At 23.8% G+C, this 25,099-nt stretch carries 24 protein-coding genes, 1 tRNA gene and 1 pseudogene; 7 read left to right on the forward strand and 19 right to left on the reverse strand.

Translation table 11 applies throughout. The annotated features are described in order from the left end of the window. Window positions 1-17: 17 nt before the first annotated feature. From rpsG to UAR70_02350, 6 genes are all read right to left on the reverse strand, one after another. Window positions 18-488 carry a 30S ribosomal protein S7 gene (rpsG, locus tag UAR70_02325; GenBank protein XBC39686.1) on the reverse strand — a complete coding sequence of 157 codons (471 nt, stop codon included), beginning with the start codon at window positions 486-488 and terminating at the stop codon, window positions 18-20. Window positions 489-573: 85 nt separating this feature from the next. Further along, window positions 574-945: a 30S ribosomal protein S12 gene (gene rpsL / locus UAR70_02330; protein XBC39687.1), complete on the reverse strand. Its 372-nt coding sequence runs from the start codon at window positions 943-945 to the stop codon at window positions 574-576. A gap of 89 nt (window positions 946-1,034) precedes the next feature. After that, window positions 1,035-1,322, reverse strand: coding sequence for a sulfurtransferase complex subunit TusB (gene tusB / locus UAR70_02335; GenBank protein ID XBC39688.1), 288 nt, complete (start codon window positions 1,320-1,322; stop codon window positions 1,035-1,037). An 18-nt stretch (window positions 1,323-1,340) separates the two neighbouring features. Then, entirely contained in the window at window positions 1,341-1,703 is a 363-nt protein-coding gene (tusC, locus tag UAR70_02340; GenBank protein XBC39689.1) for a sulfurtransferase complex subunit TusC, read from the reverse strand. Window positions 1,704-1,714: 11 nt separating this feature from the next. After that, window positions 1,715-2,107 (reverse strand): sulfurtransferase complex subunit TusD, encoded by a 393-nt coding sequence (gene tusD, locus UAR70_02345; protein XBC39690.1) that lies wholly within the window; start codon window positions 2,105-2,107, stop codon window positions 1,715-1,717. A gap of 76 nt (window positions 2,108-2,183) precedes the next feature. Then, window positions 2,184-2,975, reverse strand: coding sequence for an FKBP-type peptidyl-prolyl cis-trans isomerase (locus UAR70_02350; protein XBC39691.1), 792 nt, complete (start codon window positions 2,973-2,975; stop codon window positions 2,184-2,186). Between the two features lie 669 nt (window positions 2,976-3,644). On the opposite strand from UAR70_02350, the gene tsgA reads away from it, so the two are divergent. Beyond that, window positions 3,645-4,808, forward strand: coding sequence for an MFS transporter TsgA (tsgA, locus tag UAR70_02355; GenBank protein ID XBC39692.1), 1,164 nt, complete (start codon window positions 3,645-3,647; stop codon window positions 4,806-4,808). Here the strand turns inward: tsgA and trpS are convergent. From trpS to aroK, 4 genes are all read right to left on the reverse strand, one after another. After that, a complete protein-coding gene (gene trpS, locus UAR70_02360) occupies window positions 4,805-5,812 on the reverse strand; it encodes a tryptophan--tRNA ligase (GenBank protein XBC39693.1) in 1,008 nt (335 codons plus the stop codon). The genes tsgA and trpS overlap by 4 nt on opposite strands. Before the next feature lie 116 nt (window positions 5,813-5,928). After that, window positions 5,929-6,627, reverse strand: coding sequence for a ribulose-phosphate 3-epimerase (gene rpe, locus UAR70_02365; GenBank protein XBC39694.1), 699 nt, complete (start codon window positions 6,625-6,627; stop codon window positions 5,929-5,931). 99 nt (window positions 6,628-6,726) lie between these two features. Beyond that, window positions 6,727-7,809: a 3-dehydroquinate synthase gene (gene aroB, locus UAR70_02370; protein ID XBC39695.1), complete on the reverse strand. Its 1,083-nt coding sequence runs from the start codon at window positions 7,807-7,809 to the stop codon at window positions 6,727-6,729. A 23-nt stretch (window positions 7,810-7,832) separates the two neighbouring features. Continuing rightward, window positions 7,833-8,366 (reverse strand): shikimate kinase AroK, encoded by a 534-nt coding sequence (gene aroK, locus UAR70_02375; GenBank protein XBC39696.1) that lies wholly within the window; start codon window positions 8,364-8,366, stop codon window positions 7,833-7,835. Between the two features lie 478 nt (window positions 8,367-8,844). Here aroK and UAR70_02380 point away from each other — a divergent pair. After that, window positions 8,845-8,934, forward strand: a tRNA-Ser gene (locus tag UAR70_02380). Between the two features lie 101 nt (window positions 8,935-9,035). Here UAR70_02380 and deoD read toward each other — a convergent pair. From deoD to UAR70_02400, 4 genes are all read right to left on the reverse strand, one after another. Then, complete coding sequence (gene deoD, locus UAR70_02385; protein ID XBC39697.1) at window positions 9,036-9,755, reverse strand: purine-nucleoside phosphorylase; 720 nt, start codon at window positions 9,753-9,755, stop codon at window positions 9,036-9,038. 42 nt (window positions 9,756-9,797) lie between these two features. Beyond that, window positions 9,798-11,024, reverse strand: coding sequence for a phosphopentomutase (locus UAR70_02390; protein XBC39698.1), 1,227 nt, complete (start codon window positions 11,022-11,024; stop codon window positions 9,798-9,800). A gap of 137 nt (window positions 11,025-11,161) precedes the next feature. After that, window positions 11,162-12,775 (reverse strand): peptide chain release factor 3, encoded by a 1,614-nt coding sequence (locus tag UAR70_02395; GenBank protein XBC39699.1) that lies wholly within the window; start codon window positions 12,773-12,775, stop codon window positions 11,162-11,164. Window positions 12,776-13,238: 463 nt separating this feature from the next. After that, complete coding sequence (locus UAR70_02400) at window positions 13,239-13,814, reverse strand: NfuA family Fe-S biogenesis protein (GenBank protein ID XBC39700.1); 576 nt, start codon at window positions 13,812-13,814, stop codon at window positions 13,239-13,241. A 111-nt stretch (window positions 13,815-13,925) separates the two neighbouring features. On the opposite strand from UAR70_02400, the gene bioH reads away from it, so the two are divergent. After that, window positions 13,926-14,714, forward strand: a complete 789-nt coding sequence (gene bioH / locus UAR70_02405; protein XBC39701.1) for a pimeloyl-ACP methyl ester esterase BioH — start codon at window positions 13,926-13,928, stop codon at window positions 14,712-14,714. A 45-nt stretch (window positions 14,715-14,759) separates the two neighbouring features. Here bioH and ssb read toward each other — a convergent pair whose 3' ends face one another. Then, entirely contained in the window at window positions 14,760-15,260 is a 501-nt protein-coding gene (gene ssb, locus UAR70_02410; protein XBC39702.1) for a single-stranded DNA-binding protein, read from the reverse strand. Window positions 15,261-16,323: 1,063 nt separating this feature from the next. On the opposite strand from ssb, the gene dnaB reads away from it, so the two are divergent. From dnaB to ruvX, 4 genes are all read left to right on the forward strand, one after another. Further along, a complete protein-coding gene (dnaB, locus tag UAR70_02415) occupies window positions 16,324-17,709 on the forward strand; it encodes a replicative DNA helicase (GenBank protein ID XBC39703.1) in 1,386 nt (461 codons plus the stop codon). 366 nt (window positions 17,710-18,075) lie between these two features. Continuing rightward, window positions 18,076-19,032 carry a glutathione synthase gene (gene gshB / locus UAR70_02420; protein XBC39704.1) on the forward strand — a complete coding sequence of 319 codons (957 nt, stop codon included), beginning with the start codon at window positions 18,076-18,078 and terminating at the stop codon, window positions 19,030-19,032. A gap of 113 nt (window positions 19,033-19,145) precedes the next feature. After that, window positions 19,146-19,715 (forward strand): YqgE/AlgH family protein, encoded by a 570-nt coding sequence (locus UAR70_02425; protein ID XBC40000.1) that lies wholly within the window; start codon window positions 19,146-19,148, stop codon window positions 19,713-19,715. A 10-nt stretch (window positions 19,716-19,725) separates the two neighbouring features. Then, entirely contained in the window at window positions 19,726-20,142 is a 417-nt protein-coding gene (gene ruvX / locus UAR70_02430) for a Holliday junction resolvase RuvX (GenBank protein XBC40001.1), read from the forward strand. A 287-nt stretch (window positions 20,143-20,429) separates the two neighbouring features. On the opposite strand, the pseudogene leuA reads toward ruvX, so the two are convergent. The 4 genes and pseudogenes from leuA to leuB all read right to left on the reverse strand — a co-directional run bounded on the left by leuA (window position 20,430) and on the right by leuB (window position 25,084). Beyond that, window positions 20,430-21,587, reverse strand: a pseudogene (leuA, locus tag UAR70_02435) (2-isopropylmalate synthase). A gap of 367 nt (window positions 21,588-21,954) precedes the next feature. Further along, window positions 21,955-22,557, reverse strand: a complete 603-nt coding sequence (gene leuD / locus UAR70_02440) for a 3-isopropylmalate dehydratase small subunit (protein ID XBC39705.1) — start codon at window positions 22,555-22,557, stop codon at window positions 21,955-21,957. A gap of 33 nt (window positions 22,558-22,590) precedes the next feature. Beyond that, window positions 22,591-23,988: a 3-isopropylmalate dehydratase large subunit gene (gene leuC, locus UAR70_02445; GenBank protein ID XBC39706.1), complete on the reverse strand. Its 1,398-nt coding sequence runs from the start codon at window positions 23,986-23,988 to the stop codon at window positions 22,591-22,593. Then, complete coding sequence (leuB, locus tag UAR70_02450; GenBank protein ID XBC39707.1) at window positions 23,957-25,084, reverse strand: 3-isopropylmalate dehydrogenase; 1,128 nt, start codon at window positions 25,082-25,084, stop codon at window positions 23,957-23,959. Before leuB ends, leuC begins: the two co-directional genes overlap by 32 nt. Between the last annotated feature and the right edge of the window lie 15 nt (window positions 25,085-25,099).

The following is a 25,099-nucleotide window of genomic DNA, read 5'->3' on the forward strand; positions in this document are numbered from 1 at the left end:
CAAAAAATAACAACATTTTACCAACGATAATGAGCAAAAGCTTTATTAGCTTCAGCCATTCGATGCACATCTTCTCTTTTTTTAACTGCCGATCCTTTATGCTCTGTTGCATCAAATAATTCATTAGCTAATCTTATAGTCATTGACTTGTCACTTCGTTTCCGAGCGGCATAAATAATCCAACGCATAGCTAAAGCATGACGTCGTACTGGACGAACTTCTATTGGAACTTGATAAGTTGAACCACCAACACGACGAGATTTAACTTCTACAGTAGGACGTACATTTTCTAACGCCATTTCTAATGATTCTAATTCAGATTTTCCAATTTTCTTAGCTAATAAAATTAAAGCATCATAAACAATCTCTTCAGCAATGGATTTTTTACCATCAATCATTATAATATTAATAAATTTTGCTACAATTTCTGAAGAAAACTTAGGATCTGGTAAAATTTTTCTATGACCAATACCACGACGTCTTGGCATAATAATTATGCTCCATAAAAATTTTAATTTGAAATAATCCACATGCATAATAAAAATACTATATTTTAATTTTACACATTTTACTCTATTTTTTTATTTTTACTCCATATTTAGACCTACTTTTACTTCGATTTTTTACTCCTGCACAATCTAAAGCTCCTCTAACTACATGATAACGAACTCCAGGCAAATCTTTTACACGACCACCTCTAATTAAAATAACTGAATGTTCCTGTAAATTATGACCTTCACCACCAATATAAGCAGTTACTTCATATCCGTTTGTTAAACGAACCCTACATACCTTGCGTAATGCAGAATTAGGTTTTTTAGGAGTGGTAGTATATACCCTAATACAAACTCCTCGTTTTTGAGGACACTTATTCAATGCTGGAACATTATTTTTTATTAATTTTCTCGTTCTAGATTGTCGAACTAACTGATTCACTGTAGTCATAACAGTACCCTATTACAAATATAAAAATATAAAATTATTAAACAAATCAAAAAACTAAAATAAAAAATAACATAAAAAATGATATAAAATCACCATAAAATTTGCTTTTCATGTTGTTCAGTCAAATTAACAAATTTCTTATAGTCTATTACCTGAACACATGAAGAAATCTTTTTTAATAACCCCCTAGCACATAAATCATCTTCTAAAACATATAAAAAAACAGATAAAGATAATAATTGTTTTAGAAAAATATTATCTTCTAATGCCATTATTACACTATTTTGTAACATTAATACATCATCTAATGATTCTAACATATTGATGAACAATACCATATCAGTTTCAAATGGGGAACGCATTAAAATATGCAACATATAAATAAACCAATCTTTTTAAAAATTAATTATTAAATTACTATCATTCAATTTCATACGGATTTTACTAGAAGATAAAATTGAAATATCTAAAATAAAATCTTTATTTAAGAAAACACCTCTATCTTTTAATGATTGTTTGCACAAATAAAATTTAGTAATACCAAATAATGGCAAAATTTTAAAAGAAGGAAGATAATTTCGTGACAAAATAACTTCTGGTTTTTGAAATCTAAATAACTGAAAAATTCCATCTCCAATAAAAAAAACTGAAATATTACTATGAATAAGAGAAATAGATAACAATAAATCTAAACCTTCGCGACCATAACTAATACCATGAGGAACACAAGAAAAAACGAACGAAATATTTTTTTTCATAATGCTACCAACTAAAATCGTATAATTCGATCACTAATTTCTAAATAATCTGAAAATTTACTCAATCCAGTTAAAATAAAAGATGATCTTAAATTACTTTTCTTTAAAATGTTATCTTGCTGTTTATCAACTATCACATCAACAACACCTCTTCTCGATGCAGCACTCATACAAACAAATAATTTTACTGAATGTTGTTTATGTAATATAACCCACTTCCTAACTAAATCATATTCGTCACTACTAAAAGATATAAATCCATTAGCATTTAATACTCCATCGCAATAAAAAAATGCACTTAATAATCTATTTTTACTAGCAACTAGTGCATTACAAAATAGTAATGCAGTAGTAGAATTCTGAGTTCCGTATGGTGCACCAGTAACTAAAATCGTATAATTCATATTAATTTATAACCTTATATTACTGATATATATAAATTAAAATTAAAAAAATCTATATAACTATTTATATAAAATATCATTTATGTTTTACATTTATTAACTCTATCTCAAATATAAAAATTAAATTCTTAGAAATTTCAGAAGTTCTATATTTTACATATGTCAAATTTTGAGGTATAATTAATGTTATTTTTCCACCTTTTCTTATATACTTCAAACCTTCTTGCCATCCTAGTATTACACTATTTAAAGGAAACGATACTGGTATACCACGTTTATAAGAGTTATCGAATTCACTACCATTAACCAACGACCCTTTATAATGAACTGTAACAACATCATCATCTTGTAATTTTCTACCATAACCTTTTTTTTGAACAAAAAAAATCAAACCAGAAGAAGTTTTTTTAAAATGATTTTTTGTTAATGCTTTCTTAATATACTTTTCACTTGCAATTTTATTATTTTTAGCTTGTATTTTTAAAATCAACTCTTCAGCACATTTTAACTTTTTTTCTAATTGTATTAACCTTAAAGTAATCTCTTTTTCAGAAAAAACAGATCTTCCTAAAATAGAGTCTCTTATACCTAATAATAAACTATCTCTATTTAAAATTACTCCTAACTTTTTTTGCTCATTAACAGAATGATTAATATATTTTCCTAACGATATTCCTAAAGCATAAGCCTGTCTATTAGAAATACTATTTAAATTATTTTTAACAACATCACGTCTTAAATTAATTAAAAATGTATCAGCATATAAATTTTTTTTATAAAAAAATAATAAAAAAATTATAAAAAAAATTAAAAATAAATTTTTAAATATAGCCATAATTTCTCCAAAAAAAATTATTTCTTCAATCATAATCTATATGTCAATAAATAATTAATACTTATTTACACTAAAATTTTTATTTAAAACATAGAATTAAAATAATTTTTATTTTTTACAACTATGACTAAATACTCATATATATGAAAATATAAATAATAAATTTAATAATAATAAATTCCACTTTGAAAAAGAAAAATTTACTATTATATTAAAATACAACTAATTTATATATCTAACATTATTAAATTCTCAAATTAAACTTCTGAAAATATTACACAAAAATTTAAACTAAAATAACTGAATATACTATTCATTAATACAATTCTACTAATTATTTTAAAATACATCAAAAAAAAATATAAAATTATAAAATTTTACATATAAACAAATAACATAAAATACATAATTATTTATGTATGCTTTACTAAAACAAATACTACATTTATTACACTAATTTATTAATTTAGTCCAACTCTTCACCAATATTATAAATATTTCGAATAAAAAATTTAAATAATTACTACAAATATTAAAATATAAATATTAATAAATTATTGTTTAAAACACTATTTTATACATAAATATTTTAAATTATTAATAATATAAAAAACTGAATGAACATACATATTAATGATTTATTATAATTAACTATTAAAACTACTAAATTTAATCTAATAACTAAAATATAGGTTATTAAAAATGAAAAAAAAAATACACACAATAGGACTAACTTGCATTAGTTTTCTTTCCTATTCTTTAATAGGTGCTTTAATCACAGTTACTGGAGTCATTTTAGAAAATATTTCTGAATATTTTAACGTAACACTTACAAAAATGAGCAATACATTTACCTTTTTAAATGCTGGAATTCTATGCGCAACTATTTTAAATTCTTGGTTTATTAATATTTTTAAAATTAAAACACAATTAATTTTTGGATTCATATCCACTATTATTTCTTTAATAATTCTAATTCATAGTAATACTCTTATAAATTTTTCTTTAAGCTTATTTATGTTAGGATTAATTAGTGGAAGCACTATGTCTATAGGAACATTTTTAATTACTAATCAATACAACCAAAAAGCACGAGCTTCTATGCTGTTATTGACTGATTCATGCTTTAGCATGTCAGGAATAATATTTCCAACTATTACAGCCTTAATTATTTCAAATAATATAAAATGGTACTGGATATACATAATTATAGGTACAATTTACTCAATAATATTTTTATTAGCTATAAATATTAAATTTCCTAAAACTTTCAAAAAAAAATTCAATATAACAAAAAAAACATGGAATATTCCTATATTTTGTTTATCAATATCAGCTTTACTCTACATTTTAGGACAATTAAGTTTTGTATCGTGGATGCCTGAATATACCATGCAATACATTCATTTAAATATTAATCAATCTGGACAATTAGCTAGTAAATTTTGGATGGCTTACATGATAGGAATGTGGTTTTTTAGTTTTATATTGAAATTTTTTAATTTAAAAAAAATAATAATAACATTATCAGGTCTGTCTTCATTATTAATGTATTTATTCAATAATTTCTATAACTACACATTATTAAATATTTTAATATTATTATTAGGATTTTTTTCAAGTGCTATTTATACTATTATTATTACATTAGCTTCACAACAAACATGTGCATCTTCTCCTAAAACAATTAATTACATTTTAACTAGTGGTACAATAGGGACACTATTAACATTTATATTAACTGGACCTATTGTTAAAAAATATGGAATTTTTTCAGCTCTCATCACCTCAAATATACTATATACTATAGTATTTTTATCACTAATAATATTTTATTTTTTAACAAAAAAAATACGTTTAATTTAAAATAATCCTATTAAAACTTTTATTTTTTTTAAAAATACACTTGCATGAATACTAGCTTTCTTAGCACCTTCATTTAATAAATTCTCTAAATATTCTTCATTTTTTCTAAAATTAAAATATAATTTTTGAAACTTAATTAAAAAATCAGCTACTACTCTTGCCACTTCTGATTTAAAAAATTCATACGATTTGTTATAAAATTCTCTTTCTATATCAACTATCTCTTTACCAGTTATACCAGAAAAAATATCTATTAAATTAGAAATCCCCATTTTATTTTTCATATCATAAAAAATTCTAGGAGGAGTATCAGAATCAGTAACTGCAAATTTAATTTTTTTGATTACAGATTGAATATCATCTAACAAAAAAATTACACCATTAACATTAATATCTGATTTAGACATTTTTTTTGTAGGATTAGATAAAGATAAAATATTAGATCCCTGATGCACAATTCTACTCATCGGAATCTTAAAAATATTTCCATACAATTTATTAAAACGACGAGCTATTCTGCAAACTAATTCCATATGTTGTTTTTGATCACGTCCAATAGGAACCAAATCAGTATTATATAACAAAATATCTGAAGCCATCAAAATAGGATAATTTAACAAACCAGAATTAATATTTTTAAAATATTTTAACGATTTTTCTTTAAATTGAATCATTCTTGAAAGTTCTCCATAATAAGTATAACACGTTAATAACCAATGTAATTCAGAATGTTCATGAACATGAGATTGTAAAAAAACAACACTTTTGCTTGGATTAATGCCACATGCTAAATATATTGCAAATACATCTAAAATATTTTTTTTTAATAAATTAGAAGCACGTCTAACAGTGATAGCATGTAAATCTGCAATACAATAAAAACATCTATAATCCTGTTGAATTTTAATCCATTCACGTAATACTCCAATATAATTTCCTATAGTTAAACTACCTGAAGGTTGAATAGCACTAAATACATTTTTTTTTACATGTTTTATAATCATAAAATTATTTCTTTTAAAATTAAAATTTAAAATATTAATACTCTTAACTAGACCTTATATCTTATAATAACAATAATCAAAATAAATACTTTAATATTCATATTAAAAATATTATTTTAACGTACACTTCTACTAATAAAATTAACTTTTTTCAACTCATTACGCAAACACCTTATGGTTTCAACATAATTTATAGTATTAAAAATAGCAGAACCTATTACAAAAATATCAACTCCACAATTAGCAATTGCAAATATATTGCTTTTATTAATTCCACCATCTACTTCTAATAAAATATTTCTATTACTCTTATTAATTAAATTTCTTACTATTCTTATTTTATCCAATACAGATGAAATAAATACTTGACCAGGAAATCCAGGATTTACAGACATTAATAAAATTAAATCAATTTTATCTATAAATTTATTCAAAATATTTAATGAAGCGAAAGGATTTAATACCAATCCAACTTTACAATTATAATTCTTAATTAACTTAATGGTTTCATTTACATTCGTAGTAGATTCTGGATGAAAAGAAATAACTTCAACATTTAATTTTGCAAATTTAACCACTAAATCATCTACGGGTGAAGTCATTAAATGTACATCAAACTTAGCATAACGAATTTTTTTATATTTAAATAATGACTCTAATACTAAAGGACCAATTGTTAAATTTGAAACAAAATGATTATCCATAACATCAAAATGAATCATATCACTACCAGCATCCAATACATTACAAATTTCCTCACCTAATTTCGAAAAGTCAGCAGATAAAATAGAAGAAGCTAAAAGAAAATTTTTCATATTTTTTCCAAAAATAAAATCACTATATAATATAGTGACTCATAAAAATATAATTTATATTAACTAAAACATATATATAATATATAGAAATATTAACTTTTAAAATTTTTGTATCACTGATATTAATACATCTTCACTTACATCAGAAAAAATTTTAACTTTTCCTATTGACACTGGTAAAACAAATCTTAATAAACCTGACACAACTTTTTTATCTCTCCTAAAACTTAACATATAGGATTGAAAACACATATTTTTAGGTCCTGTAACTGGTAATCCAATTCTTTTTAATAAAGTAACTATTCTAATAAAATCTATTTTATTTAAAAATCCCAACAATTCTGAAGTTTTAGCAGCCATAACCATCCCAACTGAAATAGCCTCACCGTGCAACCATTTACCATATCCTAAAAATGTTTCAATAGCATGTCCATAAGTGTGCCCTAAATTAAGCAACATTCTATCGTTTATTTCTTTTTCATCTTTTTCAACAATATGTTTTTTAATTCTACAACATTTATTAATACAATAAAATAACGCTTTTTGATCCAAATCTAAAAGTAATTTTATATTTTTCTCTAACCAATCAAAAAATTTTTTATCGAACGAAATAGCATATTTTACAATTTCAGCCATTCCAGATATTAATTGATTTTTAGGTAACGTAGATAAAAAATTTAAGTTTATAATAACAGAACTAGGTTGCCAAAAAGAACCAATCATATTTTTTCCTAAAATATGATTTACTGAAGTTTTTCCACCAATAGAAGCATCTACCTGTGCTAATAATGTTGTAGGAATTTGTATAAACCTAATTCCTCTTTGATAAATAGAAGCAATAAAACCAGACAAATCACCAATTACCCCACCTCCTAATGCAATTAAAACTGTATCTCGACTATATGATTTTTCTAATAACTTAGATACAATTTTTTCTACAATAGTAATATTCTTATAAATTTCTCCATCATTTATAGTGATATTACTAAATTTCACTCTTAATTTACTTAAACAATAAGAGATACTACTATTCCAAAGATTAAATATTATCTTATTAGTAATAATAACTACTTGAGTATACGACTGAATAGGAAAAAAAATATTCTTGATGGAAAATAAATCAAATCCAATATAAATCGGATATTCATTATTCTTCAAATTTACAATTAACTTTTCTAACACGTATTATCTCCAATAATTTTAAATCACACTGAATAATTTTTTAATAAATTAATAATATAACATACAGTTGCTTTTATACTTTTATTATTCATATGTACTGTAATATCAGCTATTGATTCATATAGAGGATTTCTATTATCAGCTAATACTTCCAAAACTGACTGAATAGACATGTTATTATCAATTTGTAACAAAGGACGCTTTTTATCTAATTTTGTTCTTAGTAATTGTTTTTCTATAGAAGTTTCCAAATAAACAACAATCCCTCGAGATGATAACTTATTTCGTATTTCACTAGAAAGCACAGATCCTCCACCAGTAGATAGTACAATCCCTGTCTTATCAATAATTTCATTAATTACCAATTTTTCTCGTTTTCTAAAACCAGATTCACCTTCAATATCGAAAATCCAACTAATATCTACACCTGTGCGGTTTTCTATTTCCTGATCTGAATCAAAAAATTCCATGTGTAATTTTTGAGCTAATTTACGACCAATTGTACTTTTTCCTGCACCCATAGGCCCAACTAAAAAAATATTTCGTTTCTCTGCCATTTTTATTAAATTGTTAAAATAATCTGTTAAATATCTCATACACAGCGTTATAAAAACTGGTAAGATGTGAAATTTTAATATAAATCATTTAAAATAATTATATTAAAAATAAATATATACTAAAAATATAGCAATATTAAAATTAGTGTATTTCTAAATAAATTTATATAATGCAACACTTCATAATGCTATACAAACATATATAAATCTATGTAAAATCACTATATATAAAATATTACTTAAAAATCATCTTAAAATAATACAATAAATTCATATATTCATTTTAATAAATAACACAACTTATTTTAAAAAAAAATAAATATTATTAAAATAATTTTAAATTTAAAATGTATTTTACTAATTTATTAAAAATTTACTAGTTAAAGTTTATATATTGACAAACTTATAACTTAAATTTAAAATAAAATTACATTGATAAAATCATCAAAAAAAATAAATTATCATTATAAAATAATAAGGTGAGGTGTCCGAGAGGTTTAAGGAGCACGTCTGGAAAGCGTGTATACGATTTAAAAACGTATCAAGGGTTCGAATCCCTTTCTCACCAAAAAAAGTAAAAAGTTATAAAATACTAAATTTTTAATTTAAAATAATTGAAAAAAATATTTATGAAAAATTTTAATATTCTTAAAATAAACTGAACAAAAGTTAGTTAACATCATCTAATAATAAAGATTCTAAAGACACTTCAATCATATTATTTAAACAAGATTCTCTTTTTTTATAATCTATTTTTTCCTGAGTAACAAGGTGATCTGAAACAGTACAAATAGATGCTGATTGTATTCCTAATTCAGCAGCTAAACTATACATACCAGCTGTTTCCATATCTATACCTAAAATACTATATCGTTTTAATAAATCTAATAAATGAATATTTTTGTTATAAAATAAATCAGTACTAAAAAAATTTCCTACATGAAATTTTATACCTAAATTTTGCGCAGCTATTTTTAAATTACATACTAAATTGAAATCAGCTACTGCAGAAAAATCATTATCATTAAATCTTAATCTATTAACTTTAGAATCAGTAGATGCACCCAAACAAATAATAACATCATTAATATTAACATGTGAAATACATGTTCCACATGTTCCAATACGAATAATTTTTGTTACATTATATTCAAAAACTAATTCTTGTACATAAATTAAACACGATGGAATACCAATACCATGACTCATAATAGAAATTCGACGTCCTTTATACTGTCCAGTATAACCTAACATAGAACGAACATTAGTTACTTCTACAACACACTTTAAATAGTTTTTAGCTATATATCTTGCTCTAAAAGGATCTCCGGGCATAAGGACGCAATCAGAAAAATCTCCTTTTTTAGCATTAATATGAACAGTTGTCATAATAATATTCCCCAAATATAAAATAATCAATTATATACTATCTTAAAACATAGATATGCCATAATTCATGCAAGATAAATCAAAATATTTAGCTAAAGTCTGACTAATGTCCGAAAAAGTTTCGCGATATCCAAAATCTGTTGGTTCAAGTAATCTAGAATAAATTAGTATAGGAACATTCTCTCTAGTATGATCCGTTCCTACCCAAGTAGGATCACAACCATGATCAGCTGTAATAATTAATAAATCATCATTTTTAACCAACTTTAGTAACTTAGGTAAATTACTATCAAACCATTCTAAATCTTTAGCATAACCAGAAACATCACGACGATGCCCCCATAAAGAATCAAAATCTACAAAATTTACAAATACAATAGTATTATTTTTAGCAATACTCATTTCCTGTAAAGTAACATTAAATAAATCAACTATACCATTAGCAAATACAGTACGAGATATTCCTTTTCCAGCAAAAATATCGGAAATTTTACCTATAGCAATTACTTCTCCATTTTTTTCATAAATAAGCTTTTCCATAATAGTGACATCATGAGGAACTGTTGAAAAATCTCTACGATTTTTAGTGCGTTTAAATTTAGTATTTTTTTCTCCAACAAATGGCCTTGCAATCACACGTGCAATTTTAATATTTTTCTTGTCAAACAACTCTCTAATATATTCACATAATTTATACAATTTTTTTAAACCAAAAAAATCTTCATGACAAGCTACTTGACAAACTGAATCAACTGAAGTGTATAAAATAGGTTTTTTAGTAAAAACATGTTCTTCTCCAAACTTATCTAATATAGCAGTTCCTGACGAATGACAATTTCCTAAAACTCCAGTTAAATTACACGTTTTAATAATATCTTTAATTAAATAATCAGGAATACTAGAACTCTGAGAACTAAAATAATCCCAATTAAATAAAACTGGAACGCCAGCTATCTCCCAATGACCAGATGTTGTATCTTTACCAGATGAAACTTCACCTGAATATGCATAACTACCTAAAATCATATGTGAATCTTGCACACCAAATAATTTTTTTTTTGAAGATTTTAAAGCAGCTTTTACTAAACCCAATGAAACTAAATTTGGAACATTTAAACATCCTTTTCTATTATAGTTGTTCGCCTTATTAAAAAAACAAGACCGTGCTATATTTCCAAACGTATTAGCTCCATGATCACCAAATCTATGAGAATCTTTAGTTGATCCAATCCCGAAAGAATCTAACACTATTAGAAACACACGTTTCATATCATTCCTCTGATCATAGAAAAAATATTTTAAAAATATAATATACTATTATTACTTAACTAAAAAAATTAAAAAACTTAAATATATACCTCTATATTTATTCTTATAAAAATCTCAATCATGACTATAATTTTTATTTAATAACTAATGTCACATATATCACTAAAAATAATATCAGGATAGCGTGATTGCACTAATTTTAAATTAATCTTACTAGAAGCTAAATACACTAAACGATCACAGATATCTAAGGCTAAATAAAATTTATTTTCTGCTTTAAAACAAGATAATTTTTCTAAAGACTTTGATGAAATCCATCTAACTAAAAAAATCTGAACACTATAAATTATAACACAAATATTATATTCAACTCTTAATCTTTCAACAACAATATCAAATTGTAATTTTCCAATTGCTCCTAAAATGAAATCATTATTTTCTAATAATTTAAATACTTGAATAGTTCCTTCTTCTGACAATTGTAACAATCCCTTTAATAATTTTTTTTTATGTAGTGAATTTTTTAAAGAAATACGTCTAAATAATTCAGGTGAAAAATTTGATATGTTATCATAAAATTTTAATACTTCTCCTTCTGTAAATGTATCTCCAATTTTTATATTTTTGTGACTATGAAAACCGATTATATCTCCTGGATATGCTTCATCTAAGATAAAACGATCACCAGCTATAAAAGAAAAAACATCTGATATTAAAATATATTTTTTAATTCTAACATGATACAACTTCATATTTTTTTTATATTGTCCTGAAACTATTCTTAAAAAAGCTATCCTATCACGATGTTTTAAATCCATATTAGCTTGTATTTTAAATATAAAACCTGAAAAATTTTTTTCATTTGAATGTACATATCGGATATTACTTTTTTTACAAGTAGGAGAAGGAGCCCAATTTAATATACCTTTTAATAAAAAATCAATTCCAAAATTTTTCAATGCACTACCAAAATACACAGGCACAAGATCACTTTTTAAAAATAACGATACATTGAAACACACATAAACTGAATTAATTAATTCTAAATCTTCACGTAATTCTCGTACTATATCTAATCCTAAAATATTATTTAATAACACAGAACTATTAATATTTTTCATTTTTAACGAATGACAATCTAAACCGTACATGCTTAAAAAATTCTTATTTAAACAAAAAAATACAGTATCAGTATAAATATGATATATACCCTTAAATGAAGTACCACAACCTATTGGCCAAACTATCGGTGTACATTTTACTTTTAATTCAAACTCTAATTGATCCAATAATTCTATTGGATTACGAGAATTTCTATCTAATTTATTAATAAATATTAATATAGGGATACTACGCATTCTAGAAATACGAATCAATTTTCTAGTTTGTTCTTCAATACCTTTAGAAGCATCAATTACAATTACACAAAAATCCACTGCAGTCAAAACACGATACGTATCTTCTGAAAAATCTTTATGTCCAGGTGTATCTAACAAATTTATTAAATACTTACCATACTCAATTTGAATAATCGATGTAGTAATAGAAATCCCTCTTTTTTTTTCAATTTTCATCCAATCAGATTTTGCATATTTACCCGATCCTCTAGATTTTATCGTTCCAGGTACACGAATTATTTTTCCATTTAATAAAAAATTTTCTGTTAAAGTTGTTTTTCCAGCATCTGGATGAGAAATAATTGCAAAAGTACGTCTCTTTTTGAATCTATAAGAATCAATTTTGACTGTCATATATAATTAACATTTCCAAACTATTTATAAATTTTACTAATTATCACAAGTTTTATTAACAATTAATATATATTTATTTAAAAAAATAAAATTTTCATGTTTTTATTTTTATTAAAATTATCCAAATAGAACAAATTCCTCTAAAAGAATATTTTTCAATAAAAAATTCAAAAAATAACCACTGATATCTATTAGCTGATTTTTTGTTTATAAATTAAAATATATTTACACATTTCTACTGCATTCTTATAAATTAATTCAATAAAAAAATATTAATATATAAATAGTAAAATACCATATAACAAAAAATTTAATTAAAATTTTAAATTGACATAAAATATTACTAATTTCTATATCGCACAAAAAGATACTCTATATCAAAAATTTACAACTAAAATATTATAAAAAATATGCTAAGAGATATAAATAAAAAAAATATATAATAACTTAAAATTATTATTTATTAATAATAAGAATGATTTCCATAATTGTGTTGTGTAACATCATATACTCCATTAATTTCTGAAAAAAAAGACTTTATTTGACTCTCTATTCCATCTTTTAAAGTCCTACCAATCATAGAACAACCATTACATCCTCCTGAAAACTTCAAAGACACATAACCAGATTTTGTAATATTAACTAATTCAACATATCCACCATGAACAGACAATTGAGGATTAATTTTAGAATCCAAAAAATATTTCACTTTATCTAATAATTCATTATCATCTATAAATACACACTTATTTGCAAAAGGTGCAACTAATGTTAAACAAGAATTTTGATCTTCTATTCGTATATCAATTTTAGAGTTTGTTAAATACGATATATGTGATTTATATATATATATATAAAAACCATTCATTTTAAATGGAATATCAAATTCAGTAATTTCATCTTTATAACAATAAGAAACCCCGCATTTTGCAATAGGTGTACCAGGATGTTTAACATATACTCTAATATTTGTACCTAATTTCTGTTTTTTTAATAAATTTAAAAAATGATTTTGTGCATCTTTAGATACTATTATCATATTAATTCTCTAATGTTTAAAATACTATTTGTATATTTTAAAAACTTGTAATGTACAATATTCATTACTATAATAATTAAAAAACTAAATAAAAACTATAAATTAAATTCAATGAAAAAATTAAATTTAACATCTTCTAAACTTAATAAAGTAAATTTAATACTCATTCATGGTTGGGGATTTAATTCAAAAATATGGAATACACTAATAGAATCCAAATTATTAAACATGCATTTTAAAATATATACAATAGACTTACCAGGATTTGGAAATAATTCCCAAATATTACCAATGACATTAAATCATATAGCAAAACTATTTTTGCCACATATACCTAAAAAATCTATATTATTAGGATGGTCTATGGGAGGATTAGTTACTAATACAATAGGATTAAATTTTCCAAAAAAAATTATAGGAATAATTAACATATCCTCATCTCCATGTTTTATAAAAAGAAAAAATTGGCCAGGAATAACAAAAGAATCTTTTTTTTATTTTTATAACCAATTTAAAAAAGATTTTAAAAATACCATTTACAACTTTCTCTTATTAAACGCAAAAAACGTAAACAACATAAAAATTAAGAGTATAAAAAAAAATATTTTAAGAAAACCAATACCAACTATAACTGCACTGAAAAAAAATTTAAAAATAATAATTTCATCCGATCTTAGATTTAAAATAAAACGTTTAAACATCCCCATGCTAAGAATATATGGAAATTTAGATAAATTAGTACCAAAAGAAATTTGTAGTATCTTAGATAAAATGTGGCCAAACACCCAATCTATAATAATAAACAATTCTGCACATATTCCATTTATTTCTCATCTACAAGAATTTCTTACTATTATAATTAATTTTAAAAAATACTTAAATAGCAAAAAAATGCTCTAATTTTAAATTTTATATATCAAATTCATGATTTTAATTAAAAATTTTTTAAAAAGGAATATCTTCATCATCAAAATCTAAACCATCTTTTTTAGTTTTATTTATATTAAATGACTTTTTTTGTTGTGTATTTATCTTATTATCTAACGGATCATTATGAAATTTTTTAAAACTATCAGAAGTAGTAATTGTATTTGAATTCTTACTTCCTAAGATTTGCATAGTTCCACCTATACCTACTACTATTTCTGTAGTATAACGATCAAATCCATTTTGATCTTTCCACTTTCTAGTTTGTAAAGATCCTTCAACATAAACTTGAGAACCTTTTTTTAAATATTCTCCTGCAATTTCAGCTAATTTATTAAAAAAAACAATACGGTGCCATTCTATTTTTTCTTTTTTTTCTCCATTATTCTTATCTTTCCAAGTTTCAGAAGTAGCTAACGTAATATTAGTAACAGCAATTCCATTTGGCATATATCTAACTTCTGGATCTTGTCCTATATATCCTACTAAAATAACTTTATTAACACCCCTACTAGACATATATATTTCCTTAAAATAAAATTAATGAAATAATAAACAATTCAAAACGAATTATTTTTACATTTTTTTAATAACTAAAATTAACTTTAAATACACTACCGTTCGAAACAATAAATTTTCTCAAAATATATCCATTTCACAAAGAAAATAAACTAAAATTAATACTACAAATAAAAAAATCTTATCTTTAATAAATATATTTTTATACTAATTTACCTTAATTAAAACTTTTATAACAAAAATCTTTAAAAAATATGATGCGTAAATATTTAATAACTAATAATACATTTTGTTATCATGACATCATACAGTAAAATGCATTATTCAAATACATATATTTATCTAAATCTTTTACAAACAACAATAAAAATAAAATTACACCTAAAATTTTTTATATAGTGTTTGTGTACTATTAAATAATAAATTTTTTATTTTAAAAACATAATACTATACTATTAAAAACATATTTTTATAAATACATATAATAAAATTTTATAATAAACAATCAAAAAAATTTTTTAATAAAAAATATATACGTAAAACTCAAAATTAAATTTAAAAATATAATTCCTCAATAAACCTCTCAAGTAAAATTACATTTATAATAAAATTACACTTAATAATAAAAAATCAACTACATAATAAATTCAATATAATAATATCTACTATAAAAAAACTATAAATAAATATTAACCAACACAAAAATCTTATAATGTACTAACTATTAAAAATGTTTTATTAAAACTTAATCATCATTTACAAATAAAATAATAATACTATATCAAAATATAAATTGAACTTATAATACCTCGATACATAAAATTTTTGATACTATTATACTAAAACTATCTGTTTAAAACTGCAAAAATATTCACAATATTGAATTATATATCTCATAATATAAATACTCAAAATTCAAAATATTAATATTATCAATATTTATATTTAAAAAAAATTCAACTCATGAATAAAGTAGCTATCTAAAAAATAACATACTTAATATATTCATTCAAAACGTTTAAATACACTATCACATATAATAAAATTTCGGTATTAAATTAAAATGTCAGAAAAAAAATTATTACATAATCACATTAACAAATTGATTAAGCTTCCAAAATCTCTAGAAGCAGAACAATCAATACTTGGAGGATTAATGTTAGATAACACAAAATTAGATAACATATCTGAAAAAATTTCCGAAGAATATTTTTTTAATACATCACATCAAATAATTTTTAAAGAAATGAAAAACCTTTCTAATCAAGGATATCCTATTGATCTCATTACATTATCTGAATCTCTAGAACAAAAAAAAGAGCTTGAAAAAGTAGGAGGATTTGCTTATTTAGCAGAATTATCAAAAGAAGTTCCTAGTACTTTAAACATCACAACTTATGCAGAAATAATAAAAGAACGTTTTATTATAAGAAAAATAATTAACGCTGCTAATAAAATTATTCAAGCTAGTTATTATCCTAACGGAAAAACTAGTCAAGAACTCTTAAACTTGGCTGAATCAAAAATATTCAATATTTCAGCAAAACAATTAAAACAAGATCTAGGACCAAAAAATATTGAAGAACTATTAGATATTACTCTGACTAAAATTGAAAAATTATTCCATGAACCACATAAAGAAATTACAGGAATAAATACAGGATATCAAGATTTAAACAAAAAAACATCAGGTTTACAACCATCTGATTTAATCATAATTGCCGCAAGACCATCCATGGGAAAAACAACTTTTGCCATGAATATTTGCGAAAATATCGCCATGACATATAAAAAACCTGTTTTAATTTTTAGTTTAGAAATGTCTGGAGAACAAATAATAATGAGAATGCTATCATCATTATCGAGAGTAAATCAAAAAAAAATTAAAACAGGTCAGTTAAATGATGAAGATTGGTCAAGAATTTCTAGTACAATTAATATTTTATTAAAAAAGAAAAATATATACATAGATGATTCTTCAACCTTAACAGTAACTGAAGTAAGATCACGCTCACGTAGAATATATCGAGAAAATAATGGATTGAGTTTAATTATGATTGATTACTTACAACTCATAAAAATACCATCATTAATAGGAAATAGAACATTAGAAATAGCAGAAATTTCTAGAATGCTAAAAGCACTAGCAAAAGAATTAAAAATACCAATTATTGCATTATCACAATTAAATAGATCATTAGAACAAAGAGGAGACAAAAGACCTATAAATTCAGATCTGCGTGAATCTGGCTCTTTAGAACAAGATGCTGACTTAATTTTATTTATATATAGAGACGAACTTTATCACGAAAATACAGATTTAAAAGGAATTGCTGAAATAATAATAGGAAAACAAAGAAATGGGCCAATAGGAACTATAAAACTAACATTTAATGGACAATGGTCAAGATTTGATAACTATGCTGAATCAAAATATTTTAAAGAATAAATTTTATAATAATGTGTATATTATTTTTCTATTAACATTGAAAATACTTATATATCAAAACTAACGTATATAATCTATATAAAACATAATTTTTATAAAAAAGTAAAATTTCAAATAAAAAAAACACGTTTAATTTTCAAAACTGTTCCCTGTAAATCCAGTTGACAAAAAAATATATGTAATTAAAATTAATCATAAATACCAATAAACTGAACCAATCATATATACTTTTTCAACTAAAATTAAATATGAATTCATAATTCGTAAAATATGATAACTAATAATAAAATTTTAAATAAGTCATTTATGATAAAATTTATTATCATAAACACCTACATCTAAATTCTTTACAATTTAAATAAACATATGAAAATAAACCTAGGTATTATCATGGATCCAATTAGTTCTATAAATACTAAAAAAGATTCCAGTTTCTCCATGTTATTAGAAGCACAAAATAGAAATTATAAAATTTATTATATGGAACTACAAGATTTATATCTAGATAATGATCAACCTTATTCCAAAACAAAATTATTAAAACTAAAAAAAAATGAAAAAAAATGGTTTGAACTAAAAAATACAAAAGATATTTTATTATCAGACTTACATGTTATTTTAATGAGAAAAGATCCCCCTATAAACAGAGAATACATATACTGCACATATATTCTAGAAAAAGCTGAAAAACATGGATGTTATATTATTAATCAACCGAGTAGTCTTAGAAATTTTAACGAAAAATTATTCACACTTTTATTTCCAAAATATATTCCACATACTCTAATGACTAGTAATTCCATGAAAATATATAATTTTATAAAAACACATAAAGATATTATATTAAAACCATTACATGGAATGGGGGGAATGTCTATTTTTAGAATCAAAAATAACGATCCAAATACTACAGTCATAATTGAAACACTAACTAAAAACAACACTAAATTTTGTATAGCACAAACCTATATTTCCGATATTGAAAAAGGAGATAAAAGAATATTAATCATTAATGGGAAACCCTTTCCATGGTGTTTAGCAAGAATACCTAAAAAATTCGAAAATAGAGGAAATTTATCAGCAGGAGGTTACGGTAAAGTACAAAAATTATCCACACACGATTGGAAAATAGCACTATCTATTGCACCTATTTTAAAAGAAAATAGAATATTTTTTTCAGGAATTGATATCATAGGTGATAAACTAACAGAAATTAATATTACCAGCCCTACTTGTATACAAGAAATAGAATCTTTTACTAAAATATCTATTTGTAAAATATTTTTCGATAATCTAGAAAATAAATTAAACAAAACCTCATAAAAGTATATAAAATAGAATTATTAATATAAAAAAAACACATATAATTACTTAAATAATAAAACTACAATTAAAATTTGTATTAGAACTTATAAATAAAGGCGTTAATAATGAAAATTAATTTTCAAAATCATTTTTTAATCGCTATGCCTGGATTAAAACATCCACTTTTCAAACATTCTGTAATTTATATGTTTAAACATGATAATCGTGGAGCTATGGGTATAATAATTAACAAAAAAATTGAAAATTTAACCATAAAAAAAGTTTTATATCAATTAAAAATTAATATTCACACATCTTCTAAAATATCTCAAAAACATAACTATCCTGTAATTATAGGAGGCCCTGTATTAGAAGATAGAGGATTTATCTTACATACATCTTTTAAAAAAAAATTTACTTCTAGCACTACTATATCTCAAGACATAAGTATCACTACTTCAAGAGATGTTTTAGAACATATAGCTAATTTAAATGTTCCACAAAAAATATTACTAGCATTAGGATATTGTTTATGGCACAAAAATCAATTAGAATATGAAATCGCTAACAACATATGGTTAACTACACCTGCTGATATAAAAATAATATTTGAAACACCATTTTCTGAAAGATGGATTCGATCCGCAAAAAATATAGGAATTAATATGTCACAATTAACATCTGAAATAGGACATGCATAAAAAAAACTATATGATTATAATAGCTTTTGATTTCGGAACTAAAAATATCGGTGTTGCTGTTGGACAAACATATACTAATACCGCACATTCTCTCCCTTCAATAAAAACTAAAAATAATCAAGAACAATTTAAAAAAATATTCAATGAATGGCAACCAAACATTGTTGTGGTAGGAAATCCACTTAATATAAATGGAACAAAACAAACAATCACTAAAAAATCAGAAATGTTCTCACAAACATTAAAAAAAATATTTAATATTCCAGTTTTATTACATGACGAAAGATTGAGCACTGTAGAAGCAAAAAGTATATTATTTGAAAAATATGGATATAAGTCTCTAACCAAAAACAGAGTAGATTCTATGGCGGCAGTAATAATATTAGAAAGTTGGTTGTCATATTCTCATGATAAAGTTTTATCTTAATTTGTCTACAAATAATACTTTAGAAAACTCTATAAAATATATGAATATAAAAATTTCATGAATTTTATATTCATATAATAATAACCTAAATTATAACATCTTAATATTAAATATTAATATTTAAAATTTATTTTATAAACGTCAATAAAAATTTATTCACATAAAAAGAATTATTTATATAATTTTATTAAAGTATTTATATACCAAAATATCATATTAGTATAAAAATTACAAACTTGAATCTAAATATTAATACTCATAAATAACAAAATTCTAAAATATTAATTCTTTTTAACTTTATGTAAAAAAATCAATTTTTCTAATTCATAATCACATACATTTCCTTTTTTATCTGCTATTCTTAAAAAATCCAAATATAAAGTGTCTATATTATAATCACTATCCTCATAACCCATAATTTTTATATGATGCCTTAAAGCTGCACGACCAGATCTAGAGGTCAAATTTAATGGTAACGATTTTAAACCGATAGTTTCTGGTTTTATAATTTCATAGTTTTCTCTATTTTTTAGCACTCCATCTTGATGAATACCTGATGAATGTAAAAAAGCATTGCTACCCACTATTGCTTTATTCGCAGGAATAGGTATATTACAAATAGAACTTATTAACTTACTAGTACTATAAATTCTATTATATTTTATATTTGTATGAAAATTTAAAATACTTTTTCTAACTTTAATAGCCATTAATATTTCTTCTAATGCAGCATTACCCGCTCGTTCTCCTATTCCAATAATTGTACCTTCAATTTGTCTTGCACCTGATTGAATAGCAGAAATAGAATTAGCTACCGCCATACCTAAATCATTATGACAATGAACAGATATTATTGCTTGATCAATATTAGGAATTTTATGAAAAAGAGTAGTGATTATATTACTAAATTCACTTGGAATAGTATAACCAACTGTATCAGGAATATTAACAGTCTTTACTCCCATTTTTATAACTAATTCTACAACACGACACAAATTATCTATAGAAGTTCTTCCAGCGTCTTCACAAGAAAATTCAATATCATCAGTATATTTTTGAGCTCTTTTTACAGCAAACGTAATCATCTCTATAATTTGATCAAAAGTTTTTCTTAATTTTGATTTTATGTGTAAAGAAGATGTACCTAAAAATATATGAATTCTAAAAAATTTTGCCGGTTTCATAGCTCTAGCAGCCACATCTATATCGTTAGCCATACATCTAGCTAAACTACAAATTTTAGAATCTTTAATTTCAGACGAAATTACTTGAACCGACTTAAAATCTCCAGGAGAAGAAATTGGAAATCCCGCTTCAATCACGTCTACACCTAATTTTTCTAACGCATAAGAAATTTTTAACTTTTCTTTAACACTTAAACTAGCTCTAAGAGATTGCTCACCATCTCTTAATGTTGTATCGAAAATTATTAATTTTTGAGTCATTTAATTTTCCATAAAATATATTTTATAATAAAATATACCTGTTTTTTTACTAAATATTTTAAATAACCTTTTTTTTAAAAAATCATTTTAAAATTAAACACTAAAAATTATATATATTTGTATTATAAAATTTTTTAGGCATTCATACCTTCATAACTTAAAATACTACAACTTAATAACAACAAAAAAAATTTTCATGTAAAATAATAAATAATATAGAATTTTATCTTTTATAAAATAAAATCTTTCAATTAATTACAAACATAAATCTAAATATCATTTAACATAATATTTAAAAAAAATCAAAAATTCTAAAATATTTAAAAAAAATACTAATAAAGATTTCATAAACACTAATTTTTATAAATTATTTTAAAAAATTAGGAATATTATTTTCGTAACTAGATATTTTAGAACAATATTGTAAAGTTAAATCTATATCATCTAATCCATTCATTAAACAATATTTACAAAAATTATCAATAATAAAATCATATTTTTCGTTATTTATTAATATTTTACTATTTATTAAATCAACATACATTATAATTCCAACGTTTTTATAAATTATTTCAAACAAAATATTTATCTTATCTTTAGATAAAGAAATAGGTAATAATCCATTTTTTAAACTATTATTATAAAATATATCAGAAAAACTAATAGCAATAACTACCTTAAAACCATAATCAACTAATGACCATACTGCGTGCTCTCTTGAAGATCCACATCCAAAATTTTCACGAGACAATAAAATTGTTCCATCTTTATAAATATTACTATTTAAAATAAATTTTTTATTTAGAATAGTGCTCTTATCATCAATATATCTCCAATCATTAAATAAATACTTACCAAACCCATTTTTAGTAATTTTTTTTAAAAATTGTTTAGGAATAATTACATCTGTATCAACATTAGATTTATCTAAAGGAACTACAATACCAGAATGATTTACAAATTTTGACATCAATTTTATTACCTCTATACACTAATTTCAAACTTATAAATTTCTAATATCAACAAAACGACCAAACAATGCAGCTGCAGCAGCCATAACAGGACTCACTAAATGCGTTCTACCGCCTTTTCCTTGACGTCCCTCAAAATTTCTATTACTCGTAGAAGCACAACGCTCTTTATATTTTAAACGATCATTATTCATAGCTAAACACATGGAACATCCAGAATAACGCCATTCAAATCCAGATTCTTTAAAAATTCTATCTAATCCTTCATTCTCAGCTTGCAATCTAACTAATTCAGATCCAGGCACTACAATAGCATGTACTGAACTACATATTTTTTTATTTTTAATTATCTTCGCTGCTTCTCGCAAATCTTCTATTCTAGAATTAGTACACGAACCAATAAAAACTTTCTGTATAAACACATCAGTCAAATACATTCCAGATTTTAAATCCATATATATTAATGCATTTTTAGCAGAATTTTTTTCTATAGGATCAGAATAAGATTCTAATTCAGGAATAGGTTCATCAATAGAAACCACTTGACTAGGATTTGTTCCCCAAGTTATTTGAGGTGATAAAGATGATACATCTATATTGAATTCTTTATCAAATATTACACCTGGATCAGACTTTAATTTTTTCCAATAATTTATAGATAAACTCCAATTTGTTCCTCGAGGAGAATACCTTCTATTTTTTAAATAAGAAAAAGTTATTTCATCTGGAGCAATAATTCCAGATTTAGCTCCCATCTCAATAGACATATTACATAATGTCATCCTACTCTCCATACTTAATTGAGAAATAACATTACCAGAAAATTCTATAATATACCCAGAACCACCAGAAACACCTAATTTTTTTATTATAAATAATGCTATATCTTTCGCTGTAATTTGATTACGCAAAATACCACTCACTATTATACGCATATTTTTTAAACAACTTTGTTTCAACGTCTGTGTTGCTAAAACGTGTTCCACCTCTGAAGTTCCAATTCCAAATGCTAATGCTCCAAAAGCACCATGAGTTGAAGTGTGTGAATCACCACATACAATAGTCATACCCGGTAAAGTAAGACCTAATTCAGGCCCGATAACATGTACAATACCTTGATTAGGATTACTTAAATCAAATAATTTAATATTTGATTTCTTACAATTTTTTATTAACTCTTTCATTTGTAATTCAGCTAAAAATCCTGAACCATGAATATTTCTATCAACAGTTGAAACATTATGATCCATTGTTGCAAAAGTTTTTTCAGGTCTTCGAACTTTTCTGTTTTTTGAAAACAAAGAAGAAAATGCTTGTGGAGACGTAACTTCATGTATTAAATGTAAATCAATATATATTATTGGCAATTGACTATCATCTTTATACACAATATGAGAATCATATAATTTTTGATATAATGTTTTTTTCATTTTTATATATTCTATCTACTAATATTTCAGAAATAATATCACCCATTTTACTGGTACTAACAAACTCATTTGTTTCCGAAATATCTCGAGTACGATAACCTAAATTTAATGCTTCTGTTACAGATAAATCAATTAAATCAGCTACATAATCCAATTTAAAACTATATCGCATCATCATAGAAATTGAAAGAATTTGTGCTATAGGATTAGCAATATTTTTGTCTTGAATATCTGGTGCTGATCCTCCAGCTGGTTCATACAAACCAAAATTACTACTATTTAAACTAGCAGATGGTAACAACCCTATAGATCCAGTAACTGCAGCACATTCATCAGATAATATATCACCAAATAAATTAGAACATAATAATACATCAAATTGACTAGGATCTTTTATAATTTGCATAGCAGCATTATCAATATATAAATGTGATAAAACTACTTTAGGATACTCTTTAGATACCTTGCTAACAGTTTTTCTCCAAAGTGTAGAACTTTCTAAAACATTCGATTTATCAATAGAAGTAACATGAAATCTACGCTTCAAAGCTAAAGAAAAAGCTATATGTGCTATTTTTTTTATTTCAACTTCAGAATACATTTCAGTATCAAAAGCAAATTTATTACCTTGTCTGTCACTGCATGTATCAGAATAACCAAAATATATACCTCCAATTAATTCACGAACACATAAAATGTCACATCCTTTACTAATAATACTACTCCTTAAAGGAGATAATTGTTCTAATCCAAAATATACTTTTGCTAATCTTAAATTAGCAAATAAATTAAAATATTTCCTTAAAGGTAATAAAGCTGATCTTTCTGGTTGCAAATGAGATGGTAAATTCATCCATTTAGGACCTCCTACAGCTCCAAAAAGAATAGCATTAGAAGCTCTACAACCATTTAATGTGGCTTTAGGTAACGCAATACCCTGTTTATCTATTGCAACCCCTCCAATATCAAATTCTTTAGTTTCAATATCTAATGACAATTTAGACTTCAATATTCTTAAAATCTTATATCCTTCTCTTATAATCTCTGGCCCAATTCCATCTCCAGGTAAAATTGCTATTTTGTACTTTTGTTTCATAAATAATTACTTACA

This window comes from Buchnera aphidicola (Chaetogeoica yunlongensis) (assembly GCA_039829965.1).
GTDB classification, from domain to species: domain Bacteria; phylum Pseudomonadota; class Gammaproteobacteria; order Enterobacterales; family Enterobacteriaceae; genus Buchnera_B; species Buchnera_B aphidicola_BA.

Bases quoted from the DNA above. Each gene is read 5' to 3' on its own strand.
- tusD (XBC39690.1), bottom strand. From the start codon at position 2,107: ATGAATTATACGATTTTAGTTACTGGTGCACCATACGGAACTCAGAAT.
- deoD (XBC39697.1), bottom strand. From the start codon at position 9,755: ATGACAACTGTTCATATTAATGCTAAAAAAGGAGATTTTTCTGATTGC.
- rpe (XBC39694.1), bottom strand. From the start codon at position 6,627: ATGAAAAATTTTCTTTTAGCTTCTTCTATTTTATCTGCTGACTTTTCG.
- UAR70_02390 (XBC39698.1), bottom strand. From the start codon at position 11,024: ATGAAACGTGTGTTTCTAATAGTGTTAGATTCTTTCGGGATTGGATCA.
- UAR70_02400 (XBC39700.1), bottom strand. From the start codon at position 13,814: ATGATAATAGTATCTAAAGATGCACAAAATCATTTTTTAAATTTATTA.
- UAR70_02395 (XBC39699.1), bottom strand. From the start codon at position 12,775: ATGACAGTCAAAATTGATTCTTATAGATTCAAAAAGAGACGTACTTTT.
- UAR70_02350 (XBC39691.1), bottom strand. From the start codon at position 2,975: ATGATTGAAGAAATAATTTTTTTTGGAGAAATTATGGCTATATTTAAA.
- rpsL (XBC39687.1), bottom strand. From the start codon at position 945: ATGACTACAGTGAATCAGTTAGTTCGACAATCTAGAACGAGAAAATTA.
- leuB (XBC39707.1), bottom strand. From the start codon at position 25,084: ATGAAACAAAAGTACAAAATAGCAATTTTACCTGGAGATGGAATTGGG.
- dnaB (XBC39703.1), top strand. From the start codon at position 16,324: ATGTCAGAAAAAAAATTATTACATAATCACATTAACAAATTGATTAAG.
- aroK (XBC39696.1), bottom strand. From the start codon at position 8,366: ATGGCAGAGAAACGAAATATTTTTTTAGTTGGGCCTATGGGTGCAGGA.
- tsgA (XBC39692.1), top strand. From the start codon at position 3,645: ATGAAAAAAAAAATACACACAATAGGACTAACTTGCATTAGTTTTCTT.
- ssb (XBC39702.1), bottom strand. From the start codon at position 15,260: ATGTCTAGTAGGGGTGTTAATAAAGTTATTTTAGTAGGATATATAGGA.
- rpsG (XBC39686.1), bottom strand. From the start codon at position 488: ATGCCAAGACGTCGTGGTATTGGTCATAGAAAAATTTTACCAGATCCT.
- tusB (XBC39688.1), bottom strand. From the start codon at position 1,322: ATGTTGCATATTTTAATGCGTTCCCCATTTGAAACTGATATGGTATTG.
- bioH (XBC39701.1), top strand. From the start codon at position 13,926: ATGAAAAAATTAAATTTAACATCTTCTAAACTTAATAAAGTAAATTTA.
- trpS (XBC39693.1), bottom strand. From the start codon at position 5,812: ATGATTATAAAACATGTAAAAAAAAATGTATTTAGTGCTATTCAACCT.
- leuC (XBC39706.1), bottom strand. From the start codon at position 23,988: ATGAAAAAAACATTATATCAAAAATTATATGATTCTCATATTGTGTAT.
- gshB (XBC39704.1), top strand. From the start codon at position 18,076: ATGAAAATAAACCTAGGTATTATCATGGATCCAATTAGTTCTATAAAT.
- leuD (XBC39705.1), bottom strand. From the start codon at position 22,557: ATGTCAAAATTTGTAAATCATTCTGGTATTGTAGTTCCTTTAGATAAA.
- ruvX (XBC40001.1), top strand. From the start codon at position 19,726: ATGATTATAATAGCTTTTGATTTCGGAACTAAAAATATCGGTGTTGCT.
- tusC (XBC39689.1), bottom strand. From the start codon at position 1,703: ATGAAAAAAAATATTTCGTTCGTTTTTTCTTGTGTTCCTCATGGTATT.